The sequence below is a fragment of the Escherichia sp. 10290 genome (assembly GCF_030295155.1).
GTDB lineage: Bacteria > Pseudomonadota > Gammaproteobacteria > Enterobacterales > Enterobacteriaceae > Escherichia > Escherichia coli_F.
In genome coordinates, this window is the sequence record NZ_AP025742.1 from 134918 (window position 1) to 160344 (window position 25427).

At 47.3% G+C, this 25427-nt stretch carries 22 protein-coding genes and 15 pseudogenes; 12 read left to right on the top strand and 25 right to left on the bottom strand.

Annotated features, from left to right (window positions below; genetic code table 11):
- Positions 1 to 19 precede the first annotated feature (19 nt).
- From QUE74_RS28150 to QUE74_RS28175, 6 genes and pseudogenes are all read right to left on the bottom strand, one after another.
- Positions 20 to 445 carry an antirestriction protein gene (locus QUE74_RS28150; protein ID WP_001198949.1) on the bottom strand — a complete coding sequence of 142 codons (426 nt, stop codon included), beginning with the start codon at positions 443 to 445 and terminating at the stop codon, positions 20 to 22.
- 417 nt (positions 446 to 862) lie between these two features.
- Complete coding sequence (locus QUE74_RS28155) at positions 863 to 1633, bottom strand: YubG family protein (RefSeq protein ID WP_001006229.1); 771 nt, start codon at positions 1631 to 1633, stop codon at positions 863 to 865.
- A 44-nt stretch (positions 1634 to 1677) separates the two neighbouring features.
- Positions 1678 to 2105 (bottom strand): annotated as a pseudogene (locus tag QUE74_RS28160) (DUF1380 family protein).
- Positions 2101 to 2322, bottom strand: a complete 222-nt coding sequence (locus tag QUE74_RS28165; protein ID WP_001104895.1) for a YubE family protein — start codon at positions 2320 to 2322, stop codon at positions 2101 to 2103. Before QUE74_RS28165 ends, QUE74_RS28160 begins: the two are co-directional and overlap by 5 nt.
- Positions 2323 to 3006, bottom strand: coding sequence for a DNA methylase (locus QUE74_RS28170; protein ID WP_000085877.1), 684 nt, complete (start codon positions 3004 to 3006; stop codon positions 2323 to 2325). It abuts the gene before it with no gap.
- 78 nt (positions 3007 to 3084) lie between these two features.
- Entirely contained in the window at positions 3085 to 3381 is a 297-nt protein-coding gene (locus QUE74_RS28175) for a hypothetical protein (protein WP_001364075.1), read from the bottom strand.
- Positions 3382 to 3523: 142 nt separating this feature from the next.
- On the opposite strand from QUE74_RS28175, the gene parM reads away from it, so the two are divergent.
- The 3 genes and pseudogenes from parM to QUE74_RS28190 all read left to right on the top strand — a co-directional run bounded on the left by parM (position 3524) and on the right by QUE74_RS28190 (position 5419).
- Positions 3524 to 4486, top strand: a complete 963-nt coding sequence (gene parM / locus QUE74_RS28180; protein WP_105279257.1) for a plasmid segregation protein ParM — start codon at positions 3524 to 3526, stop codon at positions 4484 to 4486.
- A 2-nt stretch (positions 4487 to 4488) separates the two neighbouring features.
- Positions 4489 to 4839, top strand: a complete 351-nt coding sequence (locus tag QUE74_RS28185) for a plasmid partitioning/stability family protein (protein ID WP_024166183.1) — start codon at positions 4489 to 4491, stop codon at positions 4837 to 4839.
- A 106-nt stretch (positions 4840 to 4945) separates the two neighbouring features.
- A pseudogene (locus tag QUE74_RS28190) lies at positions 4946 to 5419 on the top strand (AcrIF11 family anti-CRISPR ADP-ribosyltransferase).
- 303 nt (positions 5420 to 5722) lie between these two features.
- On the opposite strand, the pseudogene QUE74_RS28195 reads toward QUE74_RS28190, so the two are convergent.
- The 5 genes and pseudogenes from QUE74_RS28195 to QUE74_RS28210 form a co-directional block, all read right to left on the bottom strand.
- Positions 5723 to 5926, bottom strand: a pseudogene (locus QUE74_RS28195) (hypothetical protein); the annotation flags it as partial.
- A 105-nt stretch (positions 5927 to 6031) separates the two neighbouring features.
- Positions 6032 to 6307, bottom strand: a complete 276-nt coding sequence (locus QUE74_RS28200; RefSeq protein ID WP_000421249.1) for a type II toxin-antitoxin system RelE/ParE family toxin — start codon at positions 6305 to 6307, stop codon at positions 6032 to 6034.
- Positions 6307 to 6591, bottom strand: coding sequence for a CopG family ribbon-helix-helix protein (locus tag QUE74_RS28205; protein WP_001355337.1), 285 nt, complete (start codon positions 6589 to 6591; stop codon positions 6307 to 6309). The genes QUE74_RS28200 and QUE74_RS28205 overlap by 1 nt, the downstream gene beginning before the upstream one ends.
- A 189-nt stretch (positions 6592 to 6780) precedes the next feature.
- Positions 6781 to 6903, bottom strand: a pseudogene (locus tag QUE74_RS29725) (replication-associated protein RepA4); the annotation flags it as partial.
- Positions 6904 to 6983: 80 nt separating this feature from the next.
- Positions 6984 to 7205, bottom strand: a complete 222-nt coding sequence (locus QUE74_RS28210; RefSeq protein WP_001261037.1) for a MarR family transcriptional regulator — start codon at positions 7203 to 7205, stop codon at positions 6984 to 6986.
- Between the two features lie 106 nt (positions 7206 to 7311).
- On the opposite strand from QUE74_RS28210, the pseudogene QUE74_RS28215 reads away from it, so the two are divergent.
- From QUE74_RS28215 to QUE74_RS28230, 4 genes and pseudogenes are all read left to right on the top strand, one after another.
- Positions 7312 to 7720: pseudogene (locus QUE74_RS28215) on the top strand (hypothetical protein); the annotation flags it as partial.
- Between the two features lie 3 nt (positions 7721 to 7723).
- Positions 7724 to 7975 (top strand): annotated as a pseudogene (locus QUE74_RS28220) (integrase core domain-containing protein); the annotation flags it as partial.
- A gap of 115 nt (positions 7976 to 8090) precedes the next feature.
- The gene (locus tag QUE74_RS28225; RefSeq protein WP_001355339.1) at positions 8091 to 8681 is read left to right on the top strand and encodes a hypothetical protein; all 591 of its coding nucleotides are present in this window, start codon (positions 8091 to 8093) and stop codon (positions 8679 to 8681) included.
- A gap of 1684 nt (positions 8682 to 10365) precedes the next feature.
- Positions 10366 to 11238, top strand: a pseudogene (locus tag QUE74_RS28230) (IS3 family transposase); the annotation flags it as partial.
- Here QUE74_RS28230 and QUE74_RS29730 read toward each other — a convergent pair.
- The 6 genes and pseudogenes from QUE74_RS29730 to QUE74_RS28255 all read right to left on the bottom strand — a co-directional run.
- Complete coding sequence (locus QUE74_RS29730; RefSeq protein WP_502877073.1) at positions 11182 to 11397, bottom strand: replication-associated protein RepA4; 216 nt, start codon at positions 11395 to 11397, stop codon at positions 11182 to 11184. The pseudogene QUE74_RS28230 and the gene QUE74_RS29730 overlap by 57 nt on opposite strands.
- Positions 11398 to 11493: 96 nt before the next feature.
- Positions 11494 to 11871: pseudogene (locus QUE74_RS28235) on the bottom strand (transposase); the annotation flags it as partial.
- A gap of 120 nt (positions 11872 to 11991) precedes the next feature.
- Positions 11992 to 12354 (bottom strand): YopT-type cysteine protease domain-containing protein, encoded by a 363-nt coding sequence (locus QUE74_RS28240; RefSeq protein WP_001355468.1) that lies wholly within the window; start codon positions 12352 to 12354, stop codon positions 11992 to 11994.
- Between the two features lie 195 nt (positions 12355 to 12549).
- A protein-coding gene (locus tag QUE74_RS28245) for an IS3-like element IS2 family transposase (RefSeq protein WP_088895425.1) occupies positions 12550 to 13778 on the bottom strand; the annotation gives its coding sequence in 2 pieces (ribosomal slippage) (positions 12550 to 13463 and positions 13463 to 13778; 1230 coding nt in all).
- Between the two features lie 179 nt (positions 13779 to 13957).
- Positions 13958 to 15186, bottom strand: a protein-coding gene (locus QUE74_RS28250; protein ID WP_088895425.1) for an IS3-like element IS2 family transposase whose coding sequence is annotated in 2 segments (ribosomal slippage) — positions 13958 to 14871 and positions 14871 to 15186 — 1230 coding nt in all. Because the reading frame shifts where the segments join, the coding sequence is not laid out codon by codon here.
- A 312-nt stretch (positions 15187 to 15498) separates the two neighbouring features.
- A pseudogene (locus QUE74_RS28255) lies at positions 15499 to 15627 on the bottom strand (transposase zinc-binding domain-containing protein); the annotation flags it as partial.
- A gap of 30 nt (positions 15628 to 15657) precedes the next feature.
- Here QUE74_RS28255 and umuC point away from each other — a divergent pair.
- Positions 15658 to 16604, top strand: a pseudogene (gene umuC / locus QUE74_RS28260) (translesion error-prone DNA polymerase V subunit UmuC); the annotation flags it as partial.
- A gap of 1 nt (position 16605) precedes the next feature.
- On the opposite strand, the gene QUE74_RS28265 reads toward umuC, so the two are convergent.
- Positions 16606 to 17022 carry a plasmid partitioning/stability family protein gene (locus QUE74_RS28265; protein ID WP_001278817.1) on the bottom strand — a complete coding sequence of 139 codons (417 nt, stop codon included), beginning with the start codon at positions 17020 to 17022 and terminating at the stop codon, positions 16606 to 16608.
- A gap of 79 nt (positions 17023 to 17101) precedes the next feature.
- Here QUE74_RS28265 and tnpA point away from each other — a divergent pair, with 79 nt between their 5' ends.
- Genes tnpA through QUE74_RS28280 form a run of 3 tightly spaced genes read left to right on the top strand, consistent with a single transcriptional unit; the run spans position 17102 to position 19717 of the window.
- Positions 17102 to 17779 (top strand): IS66-like element accessory protein TnpA, encoded by a 678-nt coding sequence (tnpA, locus tag QUE74_RS28270; protein WP_001339397.1) that lies wholly within the window; start codon positions 17102 to 17104, stop codon positions 17777 to 17779.
- A complete protein-coding gene (tnpB, locus tag QUE74_RS28275) occupies positions 17779 to 18126 on the top strand; it encodes an IS66 family insertion sequence element accessory protein TnpB (RefSeq protein ID WP_000624622.1) in 348 nt (115 codons plus the stop codon). The genes tnpA and tnpB overlap by 1 nt, the downstream gene beginning before the upstream one ends.
- Positions 18127 to 18145: 19 nt before the next feature.
- On the top strand, positions 18146 to 19717 hold the full coding sequence (locus QUE74_RS28280; protein ID WP_000381395.1) for an IS66-like element ISCro1 family transposase: 1572 nt from the start codon (positions 18146 to 18148) through the stop codon (positions 19715 to 19717).
- Positions 19718 to 19742: 25 nt separating this feature from the next.
- On the opposite strand, the pseudogene QUE74_RS28285 reads toward QUE74_RS28280, so the two are convergent.
- From QUE74_RS28285 to QUE74_RS28305, 5 genes and pseudogenes are all read right to left on the bottom strand, one after another.
- Positions 19743 to 20702: pseudogene (locus QUE74_RS28285) on the bottom strand (plasmid segregation protein ParM); the annotation flags it as partial.
- A gap of 412 nt (positions 20703 to 21114) precedes the next feature.
- Entirely contained in the window at positions 21115 to 21423 is a 309-nt protein-coding gene (locus QUE74_RS28290; protein ID WP_000030204.1) for a molecular chaperone GroEL, read from the bottom strand.
- 86 nt (positions 21424 to 21509) lie between these two features.
- Positions 21510 to 22154 carry a ParA family protein gene (locus QUE74_RS28295; RefSeq protein ID WP_001144034.1) on the bottom strand — a complete coding sequence of 215 codons (645 nt, stop codon included), beginning with the start codon at positions 22152 to 22154 and terminating at the stop codon, positions 21510 to 21512.
- Positions 22155 to 22333: 179 nt separating this feature from the next.
- Positions 22334 to 23141, bottom strand: a pseudogene (locus QUE74_RS28300) (site-specific integrase).
- A complete protein-coding gene (locus tag QUE74_RS28305; protein WP_001364100.1) occupies positions 23142 to 23264 on the bottom strand; it encodes a putative type II toxin-antitoxin system PemK/MazF family toxin in 123 nt (40 codons plus the stop codon).
- A gap of 40 nt (positions 23265 to 23304) precedes the next feature.
- Here QUE74_RS28305 and istA point away from each other — a divergent pair.
- A pseudogene (istA, locus tag QUE74_RS28310) lies at positions 23305 to 23828 on the top strand (IS21-like element IS21 family transposase); the annotation flags it as partial.
- Here istA and QUE74_RS28315 read toward each other — a convergent pair.
- Positions 23828 to 23922: pseudogene (locus tag QUE74_RS28315) on the bottom strand (transcriptional regulator); the annotation flags it as partial. The pseudogenes istA and QUE74_RS28315 sit on opposite strands and share 1 nt — an antisense overlap.
- Before the next feature lie 66 nt (positions 23923 to 23988).
- Positions 23989 to 25426, bottom strand: a pseudogene (gene ehxD / locus QUE74_RS28320) (enterohemolysin T1SS ABC transporter subunit EhxD).
- Position 25427: the final 1 nt, after the last annotated feature.

A 25427-nucleotide genomic window follows, 5' to 3' on the forward strand; every position in this document is an offset into this window, starting at 1 on the left:
TTGCCGCCCCGTCCGTTAATCAGTCCAGTGCCGCGTAAATCGCGTTGCATTCGGGGTGAAATTCGATGTGGCTCCACAACTGCGCATCGCGCATCCGGTAAAGGTGTGTCAGTCCCGCATCCCCGCTGTCGTGGTACAGCCACAACTGGCGGTTAATCACAAGGGAAGTCAGGATGATACCTGCGGCATCAGCACTCACAGTGCGGTCAAACCAGTTTTCACCGTTGACCAGATGAAAACGGTCGCCATCCGGCATCATGTAACCGCCACCGTCCGGCAGGCGGATGAAATGCCAGAAGCCTCCCTGATATTCCGGCATCATTTTTTGCGCCAGCGCGTACACATACGCCTCGGCATACAGAAAATCGTTGCCAAACAGGTAAGGCAGAAAGGAGAGACGGTCACACTCTTCAACGTACAGAGTGACAGGTTTCGCATACTGCATGATGTTTTCCTCCGTTGTTCACATATTCCGCGACACCGGGCGGTGCCGTGCCTCCATAAAAGCCGGGCGATAAGGCGGGGATGCACAGGGCGCAAGGGAAGCCGCAGCCTGACGCACACGGCTGGCGGGAGTTGGAGGGTGAGACCGCGAAATCTGAGCGGGTGAACGACCGGAAAATCACGGCAGACGGGAAGGAGGGACCGGGTGACCGCAGCGGCGAAGCGTACCCTTGCATCCCTGCCAGCCCGGCTAAGATGGAGGCACGGCACAGCCCGCACACGACGCTGAGGCCACATAACTGAAAAACCACAAGGCCATGCCCTGCATGGCCGGGTAAAGCGGAGCCGGCGGCGACTTCCTTTGTGCTCTGTCCGGGGACCGGCAGGAAAAAGGCGGGGATTTACCCCGCCAACGTCATCATTTCCGGATTTTTGCCAGGGCATCCGCCATGCTGCGGATTTCGGCCCGGGCTTCCCGGACCACCTCCCGCAGAACACCACGGTCAAACCAGCGGCGGGGCGGTTCATCCGGTATACGCAGCACATCGCAGGCCAGCCCACTGGACAGGATATGCTCAATACAATCGCTGACCAGGTACATTTCCACCGACGAAAAACGTGCTCCCCGGTTCACGATGGCATCGAGCACCACGGGCAGGTTTTCGTCATCTTCATCGAGCCAGCAGGGGTGATCGCTTTCCTTCACGACCAGGCGAAAGCGGCGCGTCTGGCGGATCAGCAACGTCTGACCGGTGGTGGTCAGCGCCGCCCGGATACGCCGCGCATCTTCTGCCACCTGGTAACAGATGCTTCGTACCGCATCGTGCACCGCATCAAGAACTGCCCTGATTTCGTCTTCGGTCAGCCATTCACCCGCATACGGGAAAGACACCTGCGTTCCGTCTGCCGGAAGTACCGGCAGCGACTGCCACTGACTGCCGGACAGTACCAGTTCCGCCCCGGTTCCGGTCAGTTTGTGAATGGCGGAGGCCAGGTGCGGCGGCAGCACGCCATCGTGGCGGTTAACGAGTAACGTCGCCAGCCGGGACGCATCCAGCCGCACGTAAATGCTGATCCAGCCCGGATAGTTCGGATTTCGCTGGTCAACATCCGTCTCTTCCGGCCAGCCCTGCGCCAGCAGCAGGTTACGGGCGTGGCGACAAATCAGTGCATTCAGCGTTTCGTTCATGATTCATGGTCTCCCTGAATCGCCACCCGCAGGCGGCGATAACATCAGTCGTTTTCGTGTGTGTTGTTTTTCCGCAGGGCGCGGGCCTGAATAACCACCGTCTGACGGCGGGTAATGCATTCCGGGCGGCCCATTCACGTTTCCACAGTGCCTGTTCAGCGGTCTGAATCAGGGACGCCAGCAGTTCAGCAGGGACGGTCACCTGGCGGTTTTCGCTCACGTTGCTGATAATCTCCATCGCCGCACCGGAAGAAATACCGGACTCAATCCGCTGGTCTTCCGGGATGTCCTCCAGGCGCGCCAGGACAGTCCTGATTTCATGATCGGTCAGGGAAATATCCATTCCGTCAGCCAGTGCCTGAATCTCTTCCGGGGACCAGACAACCAGCATCAGCGGCGTGTCTCCCGGATACTTTGCTACCAGCTCCCGGCAGAGTATTTCGCATGTCCGTACATACTCTCTCCCCTCAATCTTTGAAGCAGGAATCCAGTTCCAGAATTTCGGTATATGCTTCCATCAAGAGGCGGTTTGCGCGAAACAGCGTCTGACGCACCAGACGTTCCGGCAGGGTGTCGGCATTAAAGCTGTACCGCTGCTCCATCTCATTCATGGTTGTACGCAGGTCGCACATGGCACTGGCCACCTCCGCCACTTCGGCGCGAAGTTTTTCGTGTCCGGCATAATTCATTTACGCAGCCTCCGGCATAAACCAGTCATCATTCGCGGCCCCCTGCTGCATGGCCCGTTGAACGGCAGCCAGTCGTTGCTGTCCGGCACGGTGATACTGCTCAAGCAGCTCGATACCGATATACCGGCGTCCGGACCGGAGGGCGGCAACGCAGGTTGAGCCGCTGCCTGCAAAAGGGTCCAGCACAATAGCGTTCGGGTGTGTGAAGCTCTCAATCAGCGGTTGCAGGCTGCTAACAGGCTTTTCCGTCGGGTGATGACGATTGCCTGAATATTTCCAGCCCTGCACATCCGGTAAGGGTTTCTGAGGCAGCGCCGGACGCCCTTTTGCCAGGATGTAGGCGCATTCGTGGCGGTACGCGACATACGCAGATTTGGATGTGTAGTTTTTGGTGAACACAAGGTGCCCTACCACGCTGAATCCGGCGCGTTTCCAGGCCGCCATAAAGCGGTCAATACGGTTCCAGCCGTAGAAGCTGACCATCAGCGCGTCTTTTTTGAGCACGCGGTACATTTCATTGCAGGCTGGTTGAAGCCACTCGTCAGTTCTGTCACCGGCAAGAGTACGGCCGGAACGGTCGCAGAAACCGACCAGATAAGGTGGGTCGGTGATGATGAAATCGACAACATTGTCCGGAAACGTGGCCATAACTCGCACGCAGTCACCCAGAATAAAACGGGACATAACAGCACTCTCCTTCTCTTACAGAGGGCACCAGGAGGGCCCCCCTGTGGTGCCCGTTCCCCGCTGCCTGTGGGCTGTTCACCGCGTCCGGTAACGGGTCAGGCCGACCGTGGAATATCGCAGCCGTCGTCTTTTTGACGGCGAGAATATGCCGCGAAAGCGGCTTGAAGGGCGTTCATCAGAAAAGGGCGACAGGCTGGCGTACACTGTCACCGACGCCAGCCGGGAGCGGTAAAAGCGCCCGTCCCGTGCCCGCCGGACGCGGGACACTGACCACAGGCAGCGTTCCTGCCGCGCCGCGTCAGCCGGCGCAGTAAAAAGAGGAGCCCGGCGACATCTTTTGTTACTTGCCAAGAAAACCCCAAAATAACCCACAACAACCCCAACAAAACACCAAAAACAAGACAAACAATCATTGATTGATGGTTTAAATGGGGTAAACTTGACAAATAAACCCACTTAAAACCCAAAACACCCCCAAATAAACACCAAAAAAACACCATAAGGAGTTTTATAAATGTTGGTATTCATTGATGACGGTTCAACAAACATCAAACTACAGTGGCAGGAAAGCGACGGAACAATTAAACAGCACATTAGCCCGAACAGCTTCAAACGCGAGTGGGCAGTCTCTTTTGGTGATAAAAAGGTCTTTAACTACACACTGAACGGCGAACAGTATTCATTTGATCCAATCAGCCCGGATGCTGTAGTCACAACCAATATCGCATGGCAATACAGCGACGTTAATGTCGTTGCGGTGCATCACGCCTTACTGACCAGTGGTCTGCCGGTAAGCGAAGTGGATATTGTTTGCACACTTCCTCTGACAGAATATTACGACAGGAATAACCAACCCAATACGGAAAATATTGAGCGTAAGAAAGCAAACTTCCGGAAAAAAATTACATTAAATGGTGGGGATACATTCACAATAAAAGATGTAAAAGTCATGCCTGAATCTATACCAGCAGGTTATGAAGTTCTACAAGAACTGGATGAGTTAGATTCTTTATTAATTATAGACCTCGGGGGCACCACATTAGATATTTCTCAGGTAATGGGGAAATTATCAGGGATCAGTAAAATATACGGAGACTCATTTCTTGGTGTATCTCTGGTCACATCGGCAGTAAAAGATGCCCTTTCTCTTGCGAGAACAAAAGGAAGTAGCTATCTTGCTGACGATATAATTATTCACAGAAAAGACAACAACTATCTGAAGCAACGAATTAATGATGAGAACAAAATATCAATAGTCACCGAAGCAATGAATGAAGCACTTCGTAAACTTGAGCAACGTGTATTAAATACGCTCAATGAATTTTCTGGTTATACGCATGTTATGGTTATAGGCGGTGGCGCAGAATTAATATGCGATGCAGTAAAAAAACACACACAGATTCGTGATGAACGTTTTTTCAAAACCAATAACTCTCAATATGATTTAGTTAACGGTATGTATCTCATAGGTAATTAATGATGGACAAGCGCAGAACCATTGCATTCAAACTAAATCCAGATGTAAATCAAACAGATAAAATTGTTTGTGATACACTGGACAGTATCCCCCAAGGAGAACGTAGCCGACTTAACCGGGCCGCACTGACTGCAGGTCTGGCCTTATACAGGCAAGACCCCAGGACCCCATTCCTTTTATGTGAACTACTGACGAAAGAAACCACATTTTCGGATATCGTGAATATATTGAGATCGCTATTTCCAAAAGAGATGGCCAATTTAAATTTTTCAACAATCATTCAGTCCTCTTCACAACCGGAGCAAAAAAGTGATGAGGAGACAAAAAAGAATGCGATGAAGTTAATAAACTAATTAAATTATGATTGCGTTTCCTTTATCCACTATCAGGCTGGATAAAGGGAACTTAATCAAGTTATTTTCTTGCCAGTCATTACATAAAATAAACAGGGTCGTTATTATGAAATTATTCCACGGAACTTATGAAAAAGTGGCTCCAATAATCAAAATTGGTGAGTTCGCAATGTCTGGCAATAACGTTTTTGATGGGTTATTTGCCAGCCCGGAGCGCGATATTGCTGCCAGTCACGGAAACACCGTATTCATATACCATGTTGATGATGATAAAATAGCCAAATCCCGTGATCTTGATGCTCATTTTCAAGAGGTTTATGCCTTCTTACATAACGAACTGGATACTGCTGACGTAGAGGAAATAGCAGATCACGTCATGTGGGATAACAATTCAGATATCGAGGATTTTGCAGATATTCTCTCGCCACGCCTCGGCAGCGATATTAGGGGAGCATACTCATGGTAATTGCAACGCCTGCGTGGTCGTGTAGCCACTTACCTTGGATTTGATGCCATAGAAATGAACGATGAACACGGCACAAGTTACCTCATTGTGAATCCACAAATTAAAGGTGAATAAAATGAATTCCCGCATTAAAGGGACTAGATATTCTCCAGTTCCTCCTGTCCTGCAAGGCTATACGGTCTGTACAGCAATGAAAATGAGCTGTACGCGGTTGAAGGATTTACCCGCAGTCGGGCCGTGAGGGCCGCTTACGAACATGTATGACAGAGTTACATTTATACAATGTCCTGCAGGGCATAGAAGGGGCGAAAGAAAATACCTGGGCGAAGCCGCTGAACATCATTCTGGCGATTCCAATAAAGGTACTTGCTCGCGCTCTGTCATTTTCTGAAACTCTTCATGTTGCATTTCGATTTTCCTTCTAAGATCATAACGCGCATACCTGTTCTTTTTATGTATATCTATATCTATTTTTGTGACGAGTTCAAACCACAATGTTCGCACTCCCCATGCAGCGTTATGAAACATTTCCGCAACGGCTATAGAGTCTGTATTAACTGCTTCAGTCATATAGTCGCTAATACGTTCAGCGGTAATTTTCGTTATTTCATCGTAATTCATTTTATCTCCTACAAGATTATTTAATGGAATACAAAATATCTGGCCTGATAATAATTTTCCAGAATTAATATCTGCAGGCTATGTTAAGTTGTCCTCACACACAATCTACCTGTTTTCTCGTGTGTGCCACAGGCGCAATACATAAATAGTCTGACCAGTAAGTTCGTAACGGATTTCGTACTCACCAGCAAAAATCCGTCTGACCTCCCTGGGTTCAAACTGAAACAACTGTTCTCCCATACGTGGATGAGTTAACAGAATGATCGGTGCCTGTGTCAGGGACTGCACCGTTCTGGCTGCAGCTGGTTTACTGGCCAGCGCCAGAAAATCATATAACCGCGCCAAATCAGAAAGCGCCTTACTGGTCCACTTCAGTTCCATCAGCGAGGCACCGGTAACGAATTGTCAGTATCGAGGCTGTCCGCCCAGGCCTGTACAGCCTGATGGTCGATAACCCGTCCGGATGTCACATCGTCCAGTGCTTCCAGCGTCAGGCGATTACGCTCCTCCTCCTGGGCAATCCATGCAGAAAGCGCCTGTTTGATAATCCAGCCCCGGGACCGTTCCAGTCTGGCGGCCATCTGGTCGACTTTATCAGCCATAAGTAATGGCACATGCGCGGTAATTACTTTTGTTGCTTGTGCGGTATTGTTTTTCATTTGCATATCCGATTAGTTGTTAATCACATTTAATCATAGTGATTACATTCAGGCGGAACAAGGCAAATAATGCGCGCCAACGCATGTAAGGCGGCACTCCGTTGTTTCATATGGCACAGAAATAAAACCGCCGAAGCCCGGCGTAAGCCGGTACTGATTGACAGATTTAACCTTACCCACCCCATCCTGTTAAGCCATACCCACTTTCAGCCATGACAGAGCTTCTGTGCGCGGTCGGAGTGGTCCCGACAAGGGTTTACCCGAAGTCGGGGCGTATCTCCGCGTAAGCGGGCCGTCAGGGCCGCTTACGAGCGTGTATGACAGACATTAGCGGGCATGAAAAAATGGCAACTCTCAAAGACAGTGGCGTTGACACAGCGGCAGCAGCAACTACCTCTCTAATCCTGGTCAGGCAGGTAGTAGGCGTTGGCTTCATGCCTGCCGTTGGTGGTTGTTCTGGTAACGGTGATTTGCCCTGCCTGTTCCAGCGTCTGAATTGCCCGCTTAACACTCTGTCGACTAATACCGGACAGGATAACCAGTTCAGTGATTGAGATTTGATTTTTTCCGGCAGCAATGAAGCTGGCGATTACACACAGGATTGAACTTGTCGTTCTCAATGTCAGCGACCCCTTATCACTGCCAGACCATGTTTTTTGCTTGCGGCTGTCTGGATGTCGTCCGAAGGTCATCGAATAGTAGTTCAAAGAAAAAAAGACATCGAGAAACACGGGAACTCTTTATCTGTCCAGTTTTAACCATGAGCATGCGCCTGAATGCCCCATGTATCGTCAGTTTTCCGGAAATGAAGAGGAAACCTCCTCCGGAACAGGCCGGCATCCCGTGCTCCCGTATAAATAACAGAAACTTTTTACCACCTGATGACCGTAATTCCGTTATCAGACTGCAGGCTCGCTCTGCTTACCATGATGGTGAGCGCTCCTCCGTTCGCAAGAAACGTCCGCGCCTTTCCCGTTTACTCCAGTCTCTTATTGAAGATGCCGGGCTGAATAAACTGGATTCCCTGACCAATCCCCGTATCCGGGCTAATTATCGTGAGTGTCCTGATGCCATACGGCAGGTTACACTGCAGCAGGAGTATATTCGGGGAAGAGCCTTATCTGAAATTATCCAGCCTGAACTGAAGAACACGGTGGTGCGGAGTCCGGAGAGTAACGGAACAACAGAAAGCTTAGTGAAAACGATAAAGCGTGACTACATCAGTATCATGCCCAAACCTGACGGGTTAACCGCAGCAAAGAACCTTGCAGGGGCGTTCGGGAATGATAACGAATGGCATCCTCATAGTGTGATGGGTTATCGCTCGCCACGGGAATATCTGAGGCAGCGGACCAGTAATGAATTAAGTGATAACAGGTGCCTGGAAATACAGGGGAAAATCCACAGAAAAACATTTATTCTGTTGTCTTGTTATGTTTTAAAAACGCATGTTACCATCTGTGTTGCCCGGAAGCTGTTTCTGAATTATTGTCTGGTGATTTAATATGAAGCGTTTTTTTGTAAAAAACAAATATAAAGAAATTGATGATGAGTTTTCTGATGGAGAGCTCATTTTTGGTATTGCCATTATCATAAAAGAAATACAGCTCCATCTGATTAAGCGCAGAAACTATCAGTATATCATTCAGGCTGATTTAACAAATGATGTATGGAGTTACGCGGATACCCGATTTGCCGTAAAAAACACAAATAACAGGTCCGTGGGGTTTTTAAATTACATATCAATGCACGACAGATATAATGTCTCTGTATTGTTTATTTCAAACACATTCAAAAACAGAGTTAATGTATTTAAAAAAACAAGCAAGTGTGGACTTGAATATCAGTTGCTTGTACTGAGAAAAAAAGTGCATTTTTTTATTGATGGTCTTGATTTATCCTCTGTTGCCAGTAAAACCGATGGACACGGAAGAAGTGTTACAGCAAGTGAGTTGCGATGGTTATACAGACACCGGTACATGCCAGATGTACGAAATAATCTTATCTTCTGGAAGAATTACAAAAAACTATCTCAGGAGGATGTCTTTTCGTTGTCCCTGTGGCAGACATATTGTCCGAAAAAAATTTATCAATAGGGGCATCGACAGGGGTTTTTAATAAACGGAAACCCGGAAAAGAAAATCATGAACTGCTCCTCTGTCGATGACGTTCAGTAGTGCTAAGTATCAAAAGAGAACGGGATAAAAAACACTCCTGACATGGTTTACCAGATTTCATCTTTACCACGACAGATACAGGTTGTCAGCTTATCTTCAATACCGGTGTTACTAAAAAACGATAGTGACCATAGATTACGTTTTTCGGGTAAACTCCGGTTACCGTCCTGAATCACCAGCACTGACAATGGTGTGAGAGCGGGTGTTTGTCACTATTATTTATGAGTCAGTAAGTCAGAAAAAACGTTGGCAGTGGGGACGTTAAGAAGAAATAACTTCGCAGATGTTTGTATAACGTGAAAATGTTGCACGCAACGTATTAAATCTGCCGTACTTCGCCTCAATGTTCAGTGCGGCAGATATACAAATGAATTCAGCTTTAAGGTTTCAGCTCACAAATCTTAGGGTTTAATATTGTATCTTGTTGAATAATGTTGTATTAAATGAATATAAATACTAAGGACTCATTATTCTGACTGAATCATTCCTTACCCCCTCTGTATGCTCTCAGAGGGCTTTTTTTATTTCCGGAATAAATAATAAAATAAAGATGCGATTCCGGCACCACCATTTACATCATTACCCCTGACATACAGTACCAGAATCGCATTAATGCATGTTACAAGTTTTGTTTTTTCATGTCCAGAATAATGGGGGGAAGCTTCTGTTGCGAAATAATATGCAAATCATGTCTTCTGGTGTTTGTTTTTTAACTTATTGTCTTACTGGTGCTTTGCTTATAGTGACTGATAACTCTTCGGTTTGTTATGAGTATAAAAAACCCCTGGTAACACAGGGGCAAGAGAACAAATGAATGCTCAGTGTATGTTGCACTTTAAACTAATCGAACTATAGAGGAGGTTGTTACATTTCCACTTATAAATCACCCACTCCTTTTTTGCAATAGATTAATATTAATTGTGAAAACTTTGTGATATTGATCAGGGTATTTTTAGTTATTTATTGACCATGTACTCTGCCATAGTTTCTGCGTATCAACTGATAAGAGATAAGTTTTTTGTGTTTTTATTAAAAATGTGATCCATCTTGCAAAAAAATAATCGTATAAACATGATGGGGTTAATGGGTAAATGTATATGTCTTTAAAGTATTGTGCAGATGGTTATTCTTGTTTCTGTTTGATCGAATGGTTGTTTTGTCTGGTGTGAGTTTGTTGATGCGTATTAATTATACGCCAGGAACTTAAGTTAAGTATTGAAATCAGTGGACTGTACGGTTAAATTTTTGTTTCAGCGTAGCTGATTCATCGTTATTCGAATATGACCAACGCACCTGTAATTGTTGTTTCTCTTGGAGCCCCCCACTTTTTGTGGGGATTTTTTTATTCCGTGTGTCGTTAAAAGGATACGCCCGGAAAACGTAATTGTTCCACATAAGAATAATTAATCTGAGCAAGTTATTTCATCCTGTCTTGTACAGAACGTTCCACCACATATTGCGATTTTTATTCTCACGTAAAATATATTCTGCTGGTTTCAGTAATTCGGGAGATTTATGAGGCCTTTTACTGTTGTACAGTACCGGGGGCGTATTTTCATGGAAGGAAATCACTCAATAACCGATCTCCTTCACGGTAATACGCATGAACAACAGAGAAAAAACAAAGATAGCTGATGCCCTGAGACAAACATATCCCCTGACAGAATTACTGCATGTTCTGGGCCTTGCCCGTAGCAGTTATTTTTATCACCGGGCTGCACTGAAAGCCGGTGATAAATACGCCACGATACGTACGATGCTGACAGATATCTTTAACAGTAATTACCAGTGTTATGGCTATCGTCGCCTGCATGCGATGCTCAGGCATGAGGGGGTTCGGCTATCAGAAAAGGTTGTACGCAGACTTATGGTGGAGGAACAGCTTGTCGTCAGCCGTAACCGTCGTCGCCGCTACAGCTCATATTGCGGAGAAATCGGACCGGCTCCGGATAACCTTATCGCCAGAGATTTTAAGGCGGAGCAACCTAATCAGAAATGGCTGACAGATATCACGGAGTTCCAGCTCCCTGCAGGTAAAGTCTGGCTATCACCGCTCGTGGACTGCTTCGATGGAAAAGTTGTGAGCTGGTCTCTCAGTACACGTCCCGACGCTGAACTGGTCAACACCATGCTGGATAATGCGGTCGAAACGTTAAATGCTGGCGAACGACCGGTGATACACAGTGACAGAGGTGGGCATTATCGCTGGCCAGGCTGGCTGGAAAGAGTGAATGCAGCAGGTCTTATTCGCTCAATGTCCCGTAAAGGATGTTCACCTGATAATGCCGCATGCGAAGGCTTTTTTGGCAGACTGAAAACGGAAATGTATTATGGGCGTAAATGGTCGGGCATCACGCCAGAAAAGTTCATGCAGCAAGTGGATGCTTACATCAGATGGTATAACGAGCGGCGTATAAAATTATCGCTGGGTGCCGTCAGTCCCAAAACGTACCGCCAACAATGCGGACTGGAATGATAAAGCAGTCCAAGAAATCGTCCGCATCCCCGTTTCTGTGCGCGGTCGGAGTGGTCCCGACGAGGGTTTACCCGAAGTCGGGGCGTATCTCCGCGTTAGCGGGCCGTGAGGGCCGCTTACGAGCGTGTACTGAGAACTTCCAGCAAGGATACAACCCACGCCGTTACTGGTCGCGGAAAAATCTAGGTTTCCGGCTGGAACCCCTTGATCTGAGCTCTCAGTAAATATCAATACGGTTCTGGCGAGCCGCTTACGTTCTTTGAACGCAGCGGCTATCTCACGGGTGGTCATCCCTTTGGCATACAACGAGAGGAGCTGGTTATCCATCCCGGTAATACGGGTCTGATTTTTCTTTACCAGTTGTGGTTCGAAGGTACCGTCACGATCGCGCGGAGTACGCAGTTCCAGTGGACCGTCGCCTGTGATAACGGTCTTTGTGGAATAACCGTTGCGGGAGTTAGCTCCTGGTCTGGACTGATTTTTCTCATACCCAAGATGGTGTGTCATCTCTGCATTGAGAGCGGCTTCAACGCTGAGCTTTTTTAGCAGCCGATCAAACTGACTGAGGTCTTCAGGGGTTTTGAGGTTTTTGGCCAGTTCGTTAGCCAGAGCCTGTAACTGTTTTTCGTCCATAAATTAACCTTCATTTGATGCTGGATTGAACATATCAAAATCAGGCAATTACACAAATCTATGTACAGGCTCCACCAAGGGAATATCGACGTCAGCCAAGCTGAAACTATGTGATTGCCGTCAACAGTTACTGTTCAGTATTCTCCGTCCATCAATGGATTTAGCCGAATATAGTGATATATTATCTAAATTATAATAACCTTTATATTTCTGTTTTAAAAAGTTTATAAGCTCCATCTTATTTCCTACAAGATATTCACCAAAATTTGGATCAAAGAATAAAGAATGCCGACCATTTTTTATAAATGCTGTAGTATGTGACATTGTACCATTTGAAAGAGATAAATTAATAATATAAGAATCATCCTTTATATTATAGAGTTCAACAGGATTTACACCCCCTTTTATTTTTTTTAGGTGTATCTTTCCGTTTTTTATTAAGTATGGGTCTTTAATGGTTCCGCTTTCATATGCAAGTAACATTCCTCTGTATCTTGAGGAAAATGCATATGTCTTGCTAAAAAAAATGAAATCACACTTTATGTCGTTTAATTTGTTATATATATAATCAATACACATAAAAAAACATAATCCATTATATATGCTTCTGTCTGTATGTTGAGACTTTATGAATTCAGTTTGAGAAAACTTAAATATATTTTCCATATGGATTTGCCCCTATATTTCCAGACATCTGTTATCACTTAACCCATTACAAGCCCGCTGCCGCAGATATTCCCGTGGCGAGCGATAACCCAGCGCACTATGCGGATGCCATTCGTTATAATGCTCGAACGCCTCTGCAAGGTTCTTTGCTGCCGTTAACCCGTCTGGTTTGGGCATGATACTGATGTAGTCACGCTTTATCGTTTTCACGAAGCTCTCTGCTATTCCGTTACTCTCCGGACTCCGCACCGCCGTGTTCTTCGGTTCAAGTCCCAACATCCGGGCGAACTGGCGTGTTTCATTAGCCCGGTAGCATGAACCATTATCCGTCAGCCACTCCACTGGAGACGACGGAAGATCGTTGCCGAAGCGGCGTTCCACCGCTCCCAGCATGACGTCCTGTACTGTTTCACTGTTGAAGCCGCCAGTAGTCACCGCCCAGTGCAGTGCCTCACGATCACAGCAGTCCAGCGCGAACGTGACACGCAGTCTCTCTCCGTTATCACAGCAGAACTCGAACCCGTCAGAGCACCATCGCTGATTGCTTTCTTTCACGGCCACTCTGCCTGTATGTGCCCGTTTCGATGGCGGTACAGCAGGTTTTCGCTCAAGCAACAGCGCATTCTGGCGCATGATCCGGTAAACACGTTTGGCATTGATCGCAGGCATACCATCAAGTTCTGCCTGTCTGCGAAGCAGCGCCCATACCCGACGATAACCATACGTGGGCAGCTCTCCGATAACATGGTGTATACGGAGAAGCACATCCGTATCATCAGTGTGACGACTGCGGCGGCCATCCATCCAGTCATCGGTTCGTCTGAGAATGACGTGCAACTGCGCACGCGACACCCGGAGACAACGGCTGACTAAGCTTACTCCCCATCCCCGGGCAATAAGGGCGCGTGCGCTATCCACTTTTTTGCCCGTCCATATTCAACGGCTTCTTTGAGGAGTTCATTTTCCATCGTTTTCTTGCCGAGCAGGCGCTGGAGTTCTTTAATCTGCTTCATGGCGGCAGCAAGTTCAGAGGCAGGAACAACCTGTTCTCCGGCGGCGACAGCAGTAAGACTTCCTTCCTGGTATTGCTTACGCCAGAGAAATAACTGGCTGGCTGCTACACCATGTTGCCGGGCAACGAGGGAGACCGTCATCCCCGGTTCAAAGCTCTGCTGAACAATTGCGATCTTTTCCTGTGTGGTACGCCGTCTGCGTTTCTCCGGCCCTAAGACATCAATCATCTGTTCTCCAATGACTAGTCTAAAAACTAGTATTAAGACTATCACTTATTTAAGTGATACTGGTTGTCTGGAGATTCAGGGGGCCAGTCTACCATATTTATCTGTATGTTTTCCATGTTTATTTCTGAACTTTAGAGTAAGATTATAACTTAATCTGACATAGGTTTTTGGATTTGCCCCTATATTTCCAGACATCTGTTATCACTTAACCCATTACAAGCCCGCTGCCGCAGATATTCCCGTGGCGAGCGATAACCCAGCGCACTATGCGGATGCCATTCGTTATAATGCTCGAACGCCTCTGCAAGGTTCTTTGCTGCCGTTAACCCGTCTGGTTTGGGCATGATACTGATGTAGTCACGCTTTATCGTTTTCACGAAGCTCTCTGCTATTCCGTTACTCTCCGGACTCCGCACCGCCGTGTTCTTCGGTTCAAGTCCCAACATCCGGGCGAACTGGCGTGTTTCATTAGCCCGGTAGCATGAACCATTATCCGTCAGCCACTCCACTGGAGACGACGGAAGATCGTTGCCGAAGCGGCGTTCCACCGCTCCCAGCATGACGTCCTGTACTGTTTCACTGTTGAAGCCGCCAGTAGTCACCGCCCAGTGCAGTGCCTCACGATCACAGCAGTCCAGCGCGAACGTGACACGCAGTCTCTCTCCGTTATCACAGCAGAACTCGAACCCGTCAGAGCACCATCGCTGATTGCTTTCTTTCACGGCCACTCTGCCTGTATGTGCCCGTTTCGATGGCGGTACAGCAGGTTTTCGCTCAAGCAACAGCGCATTCTGGCGCATGATCCGGTAAACACGTTTGGCATTGATCGCAGGCATACCATCAAGTTCTGCCTGTCTGCGAAGCAGCGCCCATACCCGACGATAACCATACGTGGGCAGCTCTCCGATAACATGGTGTATACGGAGAAGCACATCCGTATCATCAGTGTGACGACTGCGGCGGCCATCCATCCAGTCATCGGTTCGTCTGAGAATGACGTGCAACTGCGCACGCGACACCCGGAGACAACGGCTGACTAAGCTTACTCCCCATCCCCGGGCAATAAGGGCGCGTGCGCTATCCACTTTTTTGCCCGTCCATATTCAACGGCTTCTTTGAGGAGTTCATTTTCCATCGTTTTCTTGCCGAGCAGGCGCTGGAGTTCTTTAATCTGCTTCATGGCGGCAGCAAGTTCAGAGGCAGGAACAACCTGTTCTCCGGCGGCGACAGCAGTAAGACTTCCTTCCTGGTATTGCTTACGCCAGAGAAATAACTGGCTGGCTGCTACACCATGTTGCCGGGCAACGAGGGAGACCGTCATCCCCGGTTCAAAGCTCTGCTGAACAATTGCGATCTTTTCCTGTGTGGTACGCCGTCTGCGTTTCTCCGGCCCTAAGACATCAATCATCTGTTCTCCAATGACTAGTCTAAAAACTAGTATTGAGACTATCACTTATTTAAGTGATACTGGTTGTCTGGAGATTCAGGGGGCCAGTCTAGTTTTTATGATATATATCATTGAAATTGTAATTTCATATATATGTATACATGAGAGTGAGTGGTACTGTAAGTGACCTGAATACTTCAGGGCTTCACTGCGAAATTCAGGCGAATGCTGTTTACGTGTTTTTTTGCTGGTTGATACTGTTTTTGTCATGTGAGTCACCTCTGACTGAAAGTTTACTCACTTAGCTGCGTGTCCACTATTGCTGGGTAAGATCAGGTCTGTTGCCTTCTTTCCGCAGGACGGGCAGGCACGGCTGCCGCATGAGCAGGTCAGGTACTTTACGTGATGACAGTCCGGGTTATCACACCCGAACTCTTTTACACCCAGTATCCGTGTGCACAGATAAAACATTCTCCAGGAAAACCGGGGCGATTCATTGATTTGCGGGGGATAAATCATTGCATCTCTCCGGAGGTTTTTGGTCATCAGCTCAGGGAACACTCACCATGGGGGTGGGTATTGCGCCTACAAAAACGCTGGCTAAAAGTGCACAGTGGGCAACAAAGCAATGGCCACAGTTTTCCGGTGTGGTCGCGCTGACAACAGAAAACCGTAATCGGATCTTGAAGCTACTGGGGCTGCAGCCAGTTGGTGAGGTCTGGGGAGTAGGACGCAGACTGACGGAAAAGCTGAATGCGCTGGGTATTAACACAGCACTGCAGCTGGCGCAGGCTAACACGGCATTCATCCGGAAAAACTTCAGCGTCATTCTTGAGCGTACGGTACGCGAACTCAACGGCGAGTCCTGCATATCCCTGGAAGAAGCACCACCGGCAAAACAGCAGATTGTCTGTAGTCGCAGTTTTGGTGAACGAATCACAGACAAAGATGCCATGCACCAGGCTGTTGTTCAGTATGCAGAGCGGGCCGCAGAGAAACTACGTGGGGAGCGTCAGTATTGCCGGCAGGTGGCGACATTTATACGAACGTCACCCTTTGCAGTGAAAGCCCCCTGTTACAGCAATGCCGCTGTGGAAAAGCTTCCATTCCCCACACAGGACAGCCGGGACATTATTGCCGCAGCATGCAGAGCGTTAAACCATGTCTGGCGTGAAGGGTACCGCTATATGAAGGCAGGAGTCATGCTGGCTGATTTCACACCATCGGGTATAGCGCAGCCGGGATTATTTGATGAAATCCAGCCCCGTAAAAAAAGTGAAAAGTTAATGAAAACACTCGATGAACTGAACCAGTCGGGAAAAGGGAAAGTGTGGTTTGCGGGGCGAGGAACCGCCCCTGAATGGCAAATGAAACGGGAAATGTTGAGTCAGTGTTATACAACTAAATGGCGAGATATTCCCCTGGCCAGGCTGGGTTAGTTCAGTCATCTCCGAACATATTTTCAGCGTTTCTTCTGGTCTGGTCTTCACCGTCATTTCTCGCCAGGCTCTGCTCTGTAAGAGGAGCACTACAATCCACAGACGTATGGAGACCAGATTGTTTTTCCAGTAATTCAAGCAATTTCTTTTCAACCGAAAAAGCACCTGGTATTACGCTGGAAATCACCTTATTAATATCATCCAGAGTCGTATTTTCTGTCAGTAACTCCGATATCAGCAAAGGAAGACGTTTATCTATAGCTGCAAACGCCGCACCAGTAACTAACATCGCGCGCATGAAACGTCCCCGCTCCTTCAGTTTTTCATTTGCAATGAGCTCATCTGCTATCTTATCTCCTGTCCGTTCATCCGGGAAAAGTTCAAATGAGCAGCGTCTGGATTTATTTTCATCACTCATTAATCACACCACCTTTCATTTTTATCGTAACCGGCTCATTTAAACCGTCTGGTCTGTTTCCTCCGGCTCTACAAAAATAATGTCCATCATTTTTAATGGACACTATCGTATGAAACACCGGACCTGGATCACTGAAGCTTTACGTCTTCACTTTGAAGAACATTTACCCCGGGTTGTGGCCGGGCGTCGCCTGGGTGTACCAAAATCAACAGTTTGTAGTATGTTCGTGCGCTTTCGGAGAGCTGGCCTTTCGTGGCCTTTGCCCGCAGGCATGTCGGAGCAGGAACTTGATGCCTGCCTTTACGGACAATTTTCCACGGTACCAGTCGTACGTCCTGAAAGCACCGTTATATCCGAAGCCCCCGTGGTAAAAAAACGTCCCCGGCGGCCCAACTTCCCTTATGAGTTTAAAATCGCCTTAGTGGAGCAGTCACTGCAGCCCGGAGCCTGTGTGGCGCAGATCGCCCGGGAAAACGGAATCAACGATAACCTGCTCTTCAACTGGCGCCATCAATACCGGAAAGGTGGCCTGCTGCCTTCCGGAAAAAATATGCCGGCACTGCTTCCCGTGACGTTAACGCCGGAGCCGGATAATAAAATCCCGGCCCCCGCACAGGAACCAGAGCAGATAAATACACCGTCCGACAGTCTGTGTTGTGAGCTGGTTCTGCCGGCCGGAACTCTCAGGCTTAAAGGTAAACTGACGCCGGCGTTATTACAGACACTTATCCGCGAAATAAAAGGGAGCAGCCACTGATGATATCTCTCCCTGCAGGTTCGCGTATCTGGCTGGTTGCAGGTATCACCGATATGCGAAATGGCTTTAACGGCCTGGCATCAAAAGTTCAGAACGTCCTGAAGGATGACCCGTTCTCCGGACACCTGTTCATCTTCCGCGGACGTCGGGGTGACCAGATAAAAGTGTTGTGGGCTGACAGTGACGGACTGTGCCTCTTCACCAAACGCCTGGAGCGGGGCCGCTTCGTCTGGCCAGTCACCCGTGACGGCAAGGTGCACCTTACTCCGGCTCAGTTATCCATGCTTCTTGAAGGTATCAACTGGAAGCACCCGAAACGAACGGAACGCGCTGGAATCCGCATATAACCCGTTGTAAAGTGAGGATATGGACACCTCACTTGCTCATGAGAACGCCCGCCTGCGGGCACTGTTGCAGACGCAACAGGACACCATCCGCCAGATGGCTGAATACAACCGCCTGCTCTCACAGCGGGTGGCGGCTTATGCTTCCGAAATCAACCGGCTGAAGGCGCTGGTTGCGAAACTGCAACGTATGCAGTTCGGTAAAAGCTCAGAAAAACTTCGTGCAAAAACCGAACGGCAGATACAGGAAGCACAGGAGCGAATCAGCGCACTTCAGGAAGAAATGGCGGAAACGCTGGGTGAGCAATATGACCCGGTACTGCCATCCGCCCTGCGCCAGTCTTCAGCCCGTAAACCGTTACCGGCCTCACTTCCCCGTGAAACCCGGGTTATCCGGCCGGAAGAGGAATGCTGTCCTGCCTGTGGTGGTGAACTCAGTTCTCTGGGATGTGATGTGTCAGAGCAACTGGAGCTTATCAGCAGCGCCTTTAAGGTTATCGAAACACAACGTCCGAAACAGGCCTGTTGCCGGTGCGACCATATCGTGCAGGCACCAGTACCTTCAAAACCCATTGCACGCAGTTATGCCGGAGCGGGGCTTCTGGCCCATGTTGTCACCGGGAAATATGCAGACCATCTGCCGTTATACCGCCAGTCAGAAATATACCGTCGTCAGGGAGTGGAGCTGAGCCGTGCCACACTGGGGCGCTGGACAGGTGCTGTTGCTGAACTGCTGGAGCCGCTGTATGACGTCCTGCGCCAGTATGTGCTGATGCCCGGTAAAGTCCATGCTGATGATATCCCCGTCCCGGTCCAGGAGCCGGGCAGCGGTAAAACCCGGACAGCCCGGCTGTGGGTCTACGTCCGTGATGACCGTAACGCCGGTTCACAGATGCCCCCGGCGGTCTGGTTCGCGTACAGTCCGGACCGGAAAGGTATCCATCCACAAAATCACCTGGCCGGTTACAGCGGTGTGCTTCAGGCCGATGCTTACGGTGGTTACCGGGCGTTATACGAATCCGGCAGAATAACGGAAGCCGCGTGTATGGCTCATGCCCGGAGAAAAATCCACGATGTGCATGCAAGAGCGCCCACCTACATCACCACGGAAGCCCTGCAGCGTATCGGTGAACTGTATGCCATCGAGGCAGAGGTCCGGGGCTGTTCAGCAGAACAGCGTCTGGCGGCAAGAAAAGCCAGAGCCGCGCCACTGATGCAGTCACTGTATGACTGGATACAGCAACAGATGAAAACACTGTCGCGTCACTCAGATACGGCAAAAGCGTTCGCATACCTGCTGAAACAGTGGGATGCACTGAACGTGTACTGCAGTAATGGCTGGGTGGAAATCGACAACAACATCGCAGAGAACGCCTTACGGGGAGTGGCCGTAGGCCGGAAAAACTGGATGTTCGCGGGTTCCGACAGCGGTGGTGAACATGCGGCGGTGTTGTACTCGCTGATCGGCACATGCCGTCTGAACAATGTGGAGCCAGAAAAGTGGCTGCGTTACGTCATTGAACATATCCAGGACTGGCCGGCAAACCGGGTACGCGATCTGTTGCCCTGGAAAGTTGATCTGAGCTCTCAGTAAATATCAATACGGTTCTGACGAGTCGCTTACTTTTTATCATTCCCATGACTAAATCAAACTGCGGGGATGAGCTCAGATAAAAGCGCTTATCAGGAACCCTAGTCAGGTTCTTCACAGCCTCGGACACAATTTCAGCCCCACCACCAACACACATTACATGTGTATAGTCGGTGAAACGGCTGATGACATCATTAACTCGTTTAATAAGCAACTTCTGCCGTTCATTGATAACATTAATGATAGACTCACGCTGTTCAGCATTATAAATGCGACGGGAAAGGTAGTCAGGTTCATTACGGTGCACAATGATATTGTCAGCCTGGAATGAGCTCACTCTTGTATTAGCATGTACAGCCATCTGTTCCTTAACCCCGGATGTAATCAGGGACACGCCGATATTCGGATCACACCAGGTTTTTGTAATCCCTGTCATTTTGCTACGAACATGCGACACATCAAGAGTTGTACCACCGAGATCTACGATCAAAAGGGATTCATCATCCTCAAGCCCCGCAAGAACACTGAAACCAGCGGGAATACTTTCAGGAAGAACGGAAACACTGCGAATAACAAATGCATCACTCCCCTGCACCCGTACTTCACGCATCACATTTTTTTTCTTTCTTTCAATGTTTTGCTTATTTTTCTGATTGTTGGCGTCAAGGTATTCAGAGATCGGCAATGTGACGATGACATCAACAGGCTGCGCTTTCAGGCCGGTCTGCTGTAGCGCATGCTGAATGGCCACAACATTCACATCACTGTACTGATAGCGTGTTTCAGTCGTTACGACAGCATCAGCACTTAATGGATCAAATGAAAACTTCTCGCCGTCGATCTCGTAATTAGCCGGGGCAGCATCATCCAGTAAACTAAAAGACCATTCCGGTTTAAAGCTGTTAGGGCTGATTAGCGTTTTCACGTCACCATCCTCCAACCAGGCAAGTTTAATGTTGGTAGAACCATCATCAATAAAGATTTTCATAACCAGTCTCCGTTGCTCATAAACAAATAGAAAAAACAAACATACTTCATACATATAATGTATATTCAATTATAATGAAAAAATGGTCTTTCTGAAAAGACAAATACAACATAAAAACACGATAAATTGCATGTGCATTGTACACACAACTTTAAGACCGAGGAAATCATAGATACAAAAACATTATGAAGGTTATATGTGATACATAAATGCAATATAAAAACATCTTTGACATCATGGTTCAGGTTAAGGGAAAAGGAATGAAATGGTGAAACTGAGAGGAAAGGAAAGCGGTGACGAATCATGTCACCATATACAGAAAGATGTCTAATGGGGACTCTTCAGGTACCTGAAGAATCCCCATAACGCATTTAAAAGACACCCATCAGATACCCTCAAGGTACCCTATGAATTATTGACCTATTGCACCGTCACGTTCAAGCTTCTCTCTTATAGCCTCAATAATATATGAGCTAAAATCCAGAGATGTTTTACTGGTCGCTTTAAGTTCCGCATGTGCTTCAAAATACGACAGCGGTATGGCCTTAAGATTCTTAGCCTTCGTCCTGGCAGCTACGGGACGACCTGAAACTTCCTCTGCACCTTCATTTGGCTGAGACGGGACTGTTGCTGTTACGGCAGAAGAAGAAGTTTGTAATCTGGCAGAATCCACCAGGTTTTTCAGTTTTTCAGCCTGTGCACTAAATTTCGCTTTGCTCATGAGATAACCCAGGATGTTTGTTAGATACTCAAAAGATATCTATTAAAAGCCTAAAGGATACTATATGGATACCCAATAGATATACCTTACTGTTTATTATTTTCAATCAGATGATTGATTTCTTCGATCAGGGCAATAACTTCCTTACCTCCTGCCGAATAGCGCCCATGAACAGACTCAGTGATTCCCATCCCAGTCTCAATGACATCCTCAAATTCTGCACGAGCAGAAATGCGGCTCTTCATCAGCTTCAGATGTTTGAACGATGGCAGGATTGCATCAAGCTTAGGGAATTTCTTCTTGTTAGGATTAACTTTACAGAGATACAGGTGAGCAATTATATCGGTCCCCATGATAGAGCTGATTTCGTCCAGTACTCCATCAAAATGCATCAAACCAATACGCTCAGTCAGGGAATCTTTTGAAGGGACAATAACGCAGTCTGCAAAGGCAATCGCAGTACGGGTAAGATCTGAGTCAAATCCCCCACAGTCAATAAGTAACGTCTTATCGCTGTTCTTGTAGGGAGTCATAATTTCGATTAACTCATCCACTGTTTTGGGTACTTTCACGGAAATTTCTTTTCCTTCAGGTCTCAGCCCCAGAATGATAGAAAGCCCAGTATGAGTATCCAGATCAACTGTATCAGACTTCATTTCACCAACAATGTTTACGGATGAAGTTGTCTTACCCACACCACCTTTGGGATGCGTATTAGCAATAACAGGCATAGTGTATCTCCAGAATCCAAATGTAATACCCATAAAGAACCCCAAAGACATCTTTCGGATATCCAAGAGGTACTCAACAGATGTTTTTTTACTCTATACCAGTCCGGCATGTCAACAGAATATGAAATACCGATAATATATCCATGAGATATCCGAAAGGGATTTAAAAAAGTCAGAGCTTAAGGAATTCTTTTGAGCATAGACACTGCATCGGACTCAGGCATCGCAAACTGCACCCGGTGCCGTGCAGCCACATCCAGTGCAAACACCTTCGTGTAGACCTCTGTTGAGCTGATGGACTTATGCCCCATCAGGCTCTGCAGGACCTTCAGTGGAATACCGGCATACAGCATATGCATCGCATAGGAGTGGCGGAATGTATGTGGTGTGACAAGAACAGAGAACGTCACACCGTCAGCAGCAGCGGCGGCAACCGCTTCCCCAATCCAGGTCCTGACTGTTCTGTCCGTCACTTCCCAGATCCTCACTTTCTCTGTTCTGCCGGTGCGACAGTTACGCCGCTCCCTGGGGATTTTCAGTGTTGCCACCATCGTCTGCAGCTGGCTGAGGTACCAGGCATCAGAGATGCGGAACCAGCCGGTGAGTCTGCTTACCGGCCGGCGATCTTCCTGCCGTTCTGGCTGTCTTTTCGGTCCGTTGTTTCAGGGTCGCAAGCTGCACAAACGGATACGGAGGCGCGAGCGAAAAATCCCCCCGTGTCAGCGCCAGTGCTTCATTAATGCGCGCACCGGTGTTCCACAGTGTGGCCAGCAGCATCTTGCGGCGCAGATCCGGGACGTAATGGAGCAGGGCACTCACTTCCGGAGCCAGCAGATATTTCGGCAGTTCATCATGGACCATCGACATCTGGCGAAGTGCCAGAGCTGCCGGATAATCAATGACAGCAGGAAGTTGTGGAGACTGTCCGGCAGAATACACTGCCGGTACCATGGCTGCAGACTGGCTGTGTATAACGGAGCCTGACATTTATATTCCCCAGAACATCAGGTTAATGGCGTTTTTGATGTCATTTTCGCGGTGGCTGAGATTGTCAGCGCCAGTGATATAAGACGGTAATTCGCCATTTGGATTGTCCGCTCCACCCAACATGTTGTTTCCTTAAGGTTCTCACACCAGAAAGGACATCAACATGCTGAGCAGAGAGGACTTTTACATGATAAAGCAAATGCGCCAGCAGGGCGCGTACATTGTCGATATTGCGACTCAGATTGGTTGCTCTGAACGGACGGTCAGACGCTACCTCAAATACCCTGAACCGCCAGCCAGAAAAACCCGCCACAAAATGGTTAAGCTGAAACCGTTTATGGATTACATCGACATGCGCCTGGCAGAGAATGTCTGGAATAGCGAGGTTATCTTCGCGGAGATTAAGGCAATGGGTTATACGGGCGGACGTTCCATGCTGCGTTACTACATCCAGCCCAAACGTAAAATGCGTCCGTCAAAAAGAACAGTTCGCTTCGAAACTCAGCCAGGATACCAGCTCCAGCACGACTGGGGCGACGTTGAGGTGGAGGTTGCCGGCAACGGTGCAAAGTTAACTTTGCGGTTAATACGCTGGGGTTCTCCCGCCGCTTCCATGTCTTCGCCGCACCAAAACAGGATGCTGAGCATACCTACGAATCACTGGTTCGCGCCTTCCGCTACTTCGGATAGATAATAGCTTTATCAAGTAATTTAATACTATCCATTCCATTAACTCTTTTTTAAAGATAAAAAACTGTACCATAGTTTGTTTAAATAACATAGATAATCGTTACAAGATTATTGCAGAAATCTATATCATATAAAAAGCCAATATATTATTTATATACTAACGTTCACGTAAACTTTCATTAATAGTTTCATTTAATGGGCTAAGAAGATAGCTGATAACACTACGCACTCCTGTTTTTATTTCTGCCATAACCGTCATTCCAGCTGTAACAGGAATTTTTTTTCTTTCTCCCTGTATATCATTCCGATCAATAGATATAATCACGTTAAATACAAGTCCTGTATCCGGAACAGAAACAGGATCTGCAGTTATATTTTTTACTTTCCCCGTAAGGTAACCATAGCGTGTATATGGATATGCATCTACTTTAATAACTACCTCCTGTCCAGGTTGTATAAAACCGATATCCTTGTTAAGTACAGACGCTGTAACTTCGAGAATGTCATTATCAGGGACAATCATCATCAGCGTTTCTGCTGTTGTGACAACTCCACCTTCTGTATGTATATTTAACTCCTGAACAGTACCACTAACAGGAGCTTTAATAAAAGATGACGCTTTTCTCTGCCTGTTTTTTTCAAGCTCATGCTCCAGTAACACAATGTTATCTGTTGATTTTCTGTGCTTCTCGATAATTTCACTTCTGAAAATATTCGTCTCCAGTGCCAGTTCTTCCCGCACAAGTTCTATTTCTTTTTCAAGTTGAGAAACCTGTGCAAGCCAGACTGCATGTTCATTTTTTGCCTGAATATACTTATTTTCCTGCTCCATAACTGAATGTTGAGAAACAGCTTTTTTATTCAACAAATACTTAAAATCATTGAGTTTTTTTCTTCATGTGATACCTGATGCTCATACAGGCTAACACGAGCAAGCGCTGCATCCCGTTCAACTACTTTTTTATTTAATGTAAGCTGCTTTTGATTTTTTCTGTTCTGCCATGTCATGAATTGTTCTTTTATTAATGAGCTAACCCTCAGAAAATGTTCACCTCCCGCGTTATCTTCTCCACCAGGAAAATCTGTTATCCTTATTTCTGGAAGCTCATTCTTTTGAATTGATTCAGAAAGAATTGCGTAGCGATATTGTTCTGTTTTTTCATACAACAAAGATGCTTCTGATTTTGAAATATCAGATTCAACACCAGGCACTGTCAATTCAACTAATGGATCATTTTTTTTACAAAAGCGCCATCTTTTACCATTATTTTTTCTACAATTGCATTCTCTATCGGTTTTATTTCTTTGCTTCTTCCACTATGAGTAAACTTACCATTTGCTACTGAGACTATTTCTACTTTCCCAAGGACAGATAAGAGAAGAGATATAATTACAAATAATAAAATACTCCATATAACAAAATGAGAACGTCTGGATACTGGTGTTTCAATGAGTTCAAGGTGAGCAGGAAGAAATGCATACTCATCTTTTTCTCTGACAGGAGCGTCAAGTGTGTGACGAATTTTCCAGACATCAGAAAAAACCGCCTTATAACGGCAAATCAAATCCCATAAACTTTTCATGTAAAAGCGCATA

What these genes read in the sequence shown, in the direction of transcription:
- QUE74_RS28150 (WP_001198949.1), bottom strand. Translation starts at nt 445, where the DNA reads ATGCAGTATGCGAAACCTGTCACTCTGTACGTTGAAGAGTGTGACCGT.
- QUE74_RS28155 (WP_001006229.1), bottom strand. Translation starts at nt 1,633, where the DNA reads ATGAACGAAACGCTGAATGCACTGATTTGTCGCCACGCCCGTAACCTG.
- QUE74_RS28165 (WP_001104895.1), bottom strand. Translation starts at nt 2,322, where the DNA reads ATGAATTATGCCGGACACGAAAAACTTCGCGCCGAAGTGGCGGAGGTG.
- QUE74_RS28170 (WP_000085877.1), bottom strand. Translation starts at nt 3,006, where the DNA reads ATGTCCCGTTTTATTCTGGGTGACTGCGTGCGAGTTATGGCCACGTTT.
- parM (WP_105279257.1), top strand. Translation starts at nt 3,524, where the DNA reads ATGTTGGTATTCATTGATGACGGTTCAACAAACATCAAACTACAGTGG.
- QUE74_RS28185 (WP_024166183.1), top strand. Translation starts at nt 4,489, where the DNA reads ATGGACAAGCGCAGAACCATTGCATTCAAACTAAATCCAGATGTAAAT.
- QUE74_RS28200 (WP_000421249.1), bottom strand. Translation starts at nt 6,307, where the DNA reads ATGGAACTGAAGTGGACCAGTAAGGCGCTTTCTGATTTGGCGCGGTTA.
- QUE74_RS28205 (WP_001355337.1), bottom strand. Translation starts at nt 6,591, where the DNA reads ATGCAAATGAAAAACAATACCGCACAAGCAACAAAAGTAATTACCGCG.
- QUE74_RS28225 (WP_001355339.1), top strand. Translation starts at nt 8,091, where the DNA reads ATGAAGCGTTTTTTTGTAAAAAACAAATATAAAGAAATTGATGATGAG.
- QUE74_RS28240 (WP_001355468.1), bottom strand. Translation starts at nt 12,354, where the DNA reads ATGTTACTTGCATATGAAAGCGGAACCATTAAAGACCCATACTTAATA.
- QUE74_RS28265 (WP_001278817.1), bottom strand. Translation starts at nt 17,022, where the DNA reads ATGAGTGATGAAAATAAATCCAGACGCTGCTCATTTGAACTTTTCCCG.
- tnpA (WP_001339397.1), top strand. Translation starts at nt 17,102, where the DNA reads ATGTCCATCATTTTTAATGGACACTATCGTATGAAACACCGGACCTGG.
- tnpB (WP_000624622.1), top strand. Translation starts at nt 17,779, where the DNA reads ATGATATCTCTCCCTGCAGGTTCGCGTATCTGGCTGGTTGCAGGTATC.
- QUE74_RS28280 (WP_000381395.1), top strand. Translation starts at nt 18,146, where the DNA reads ATGGACACCTCACTTGCTCATGAGAACGCCCGCCTGCGGGCACTGTTG.
- QUE74_RS28290 (WP_000030204.1), bottom strand. Translation starts at nt 21,423, where the DNA reads ATGAGCAAAGCGAAATTTAGTGCACAGGCTGAAAAACTGAAAAACCTG.
- QUE74_RS28295 (WP_001144034.1), bottom strand. Translation starts at nt 22,154, where the DNA reads ATGCCTGTTATTGCTAATACGCATCCCAAAGGTGGTGTGGGTAAGACA.
- QUE74_RS28305 (WP_001364100.1), bottom strand. Translation starts at nt 23,264, where the DNA reads ATGTTGGGTGGAGCGGACAATCCAAATGGCGAATTACCGTCTTATATC.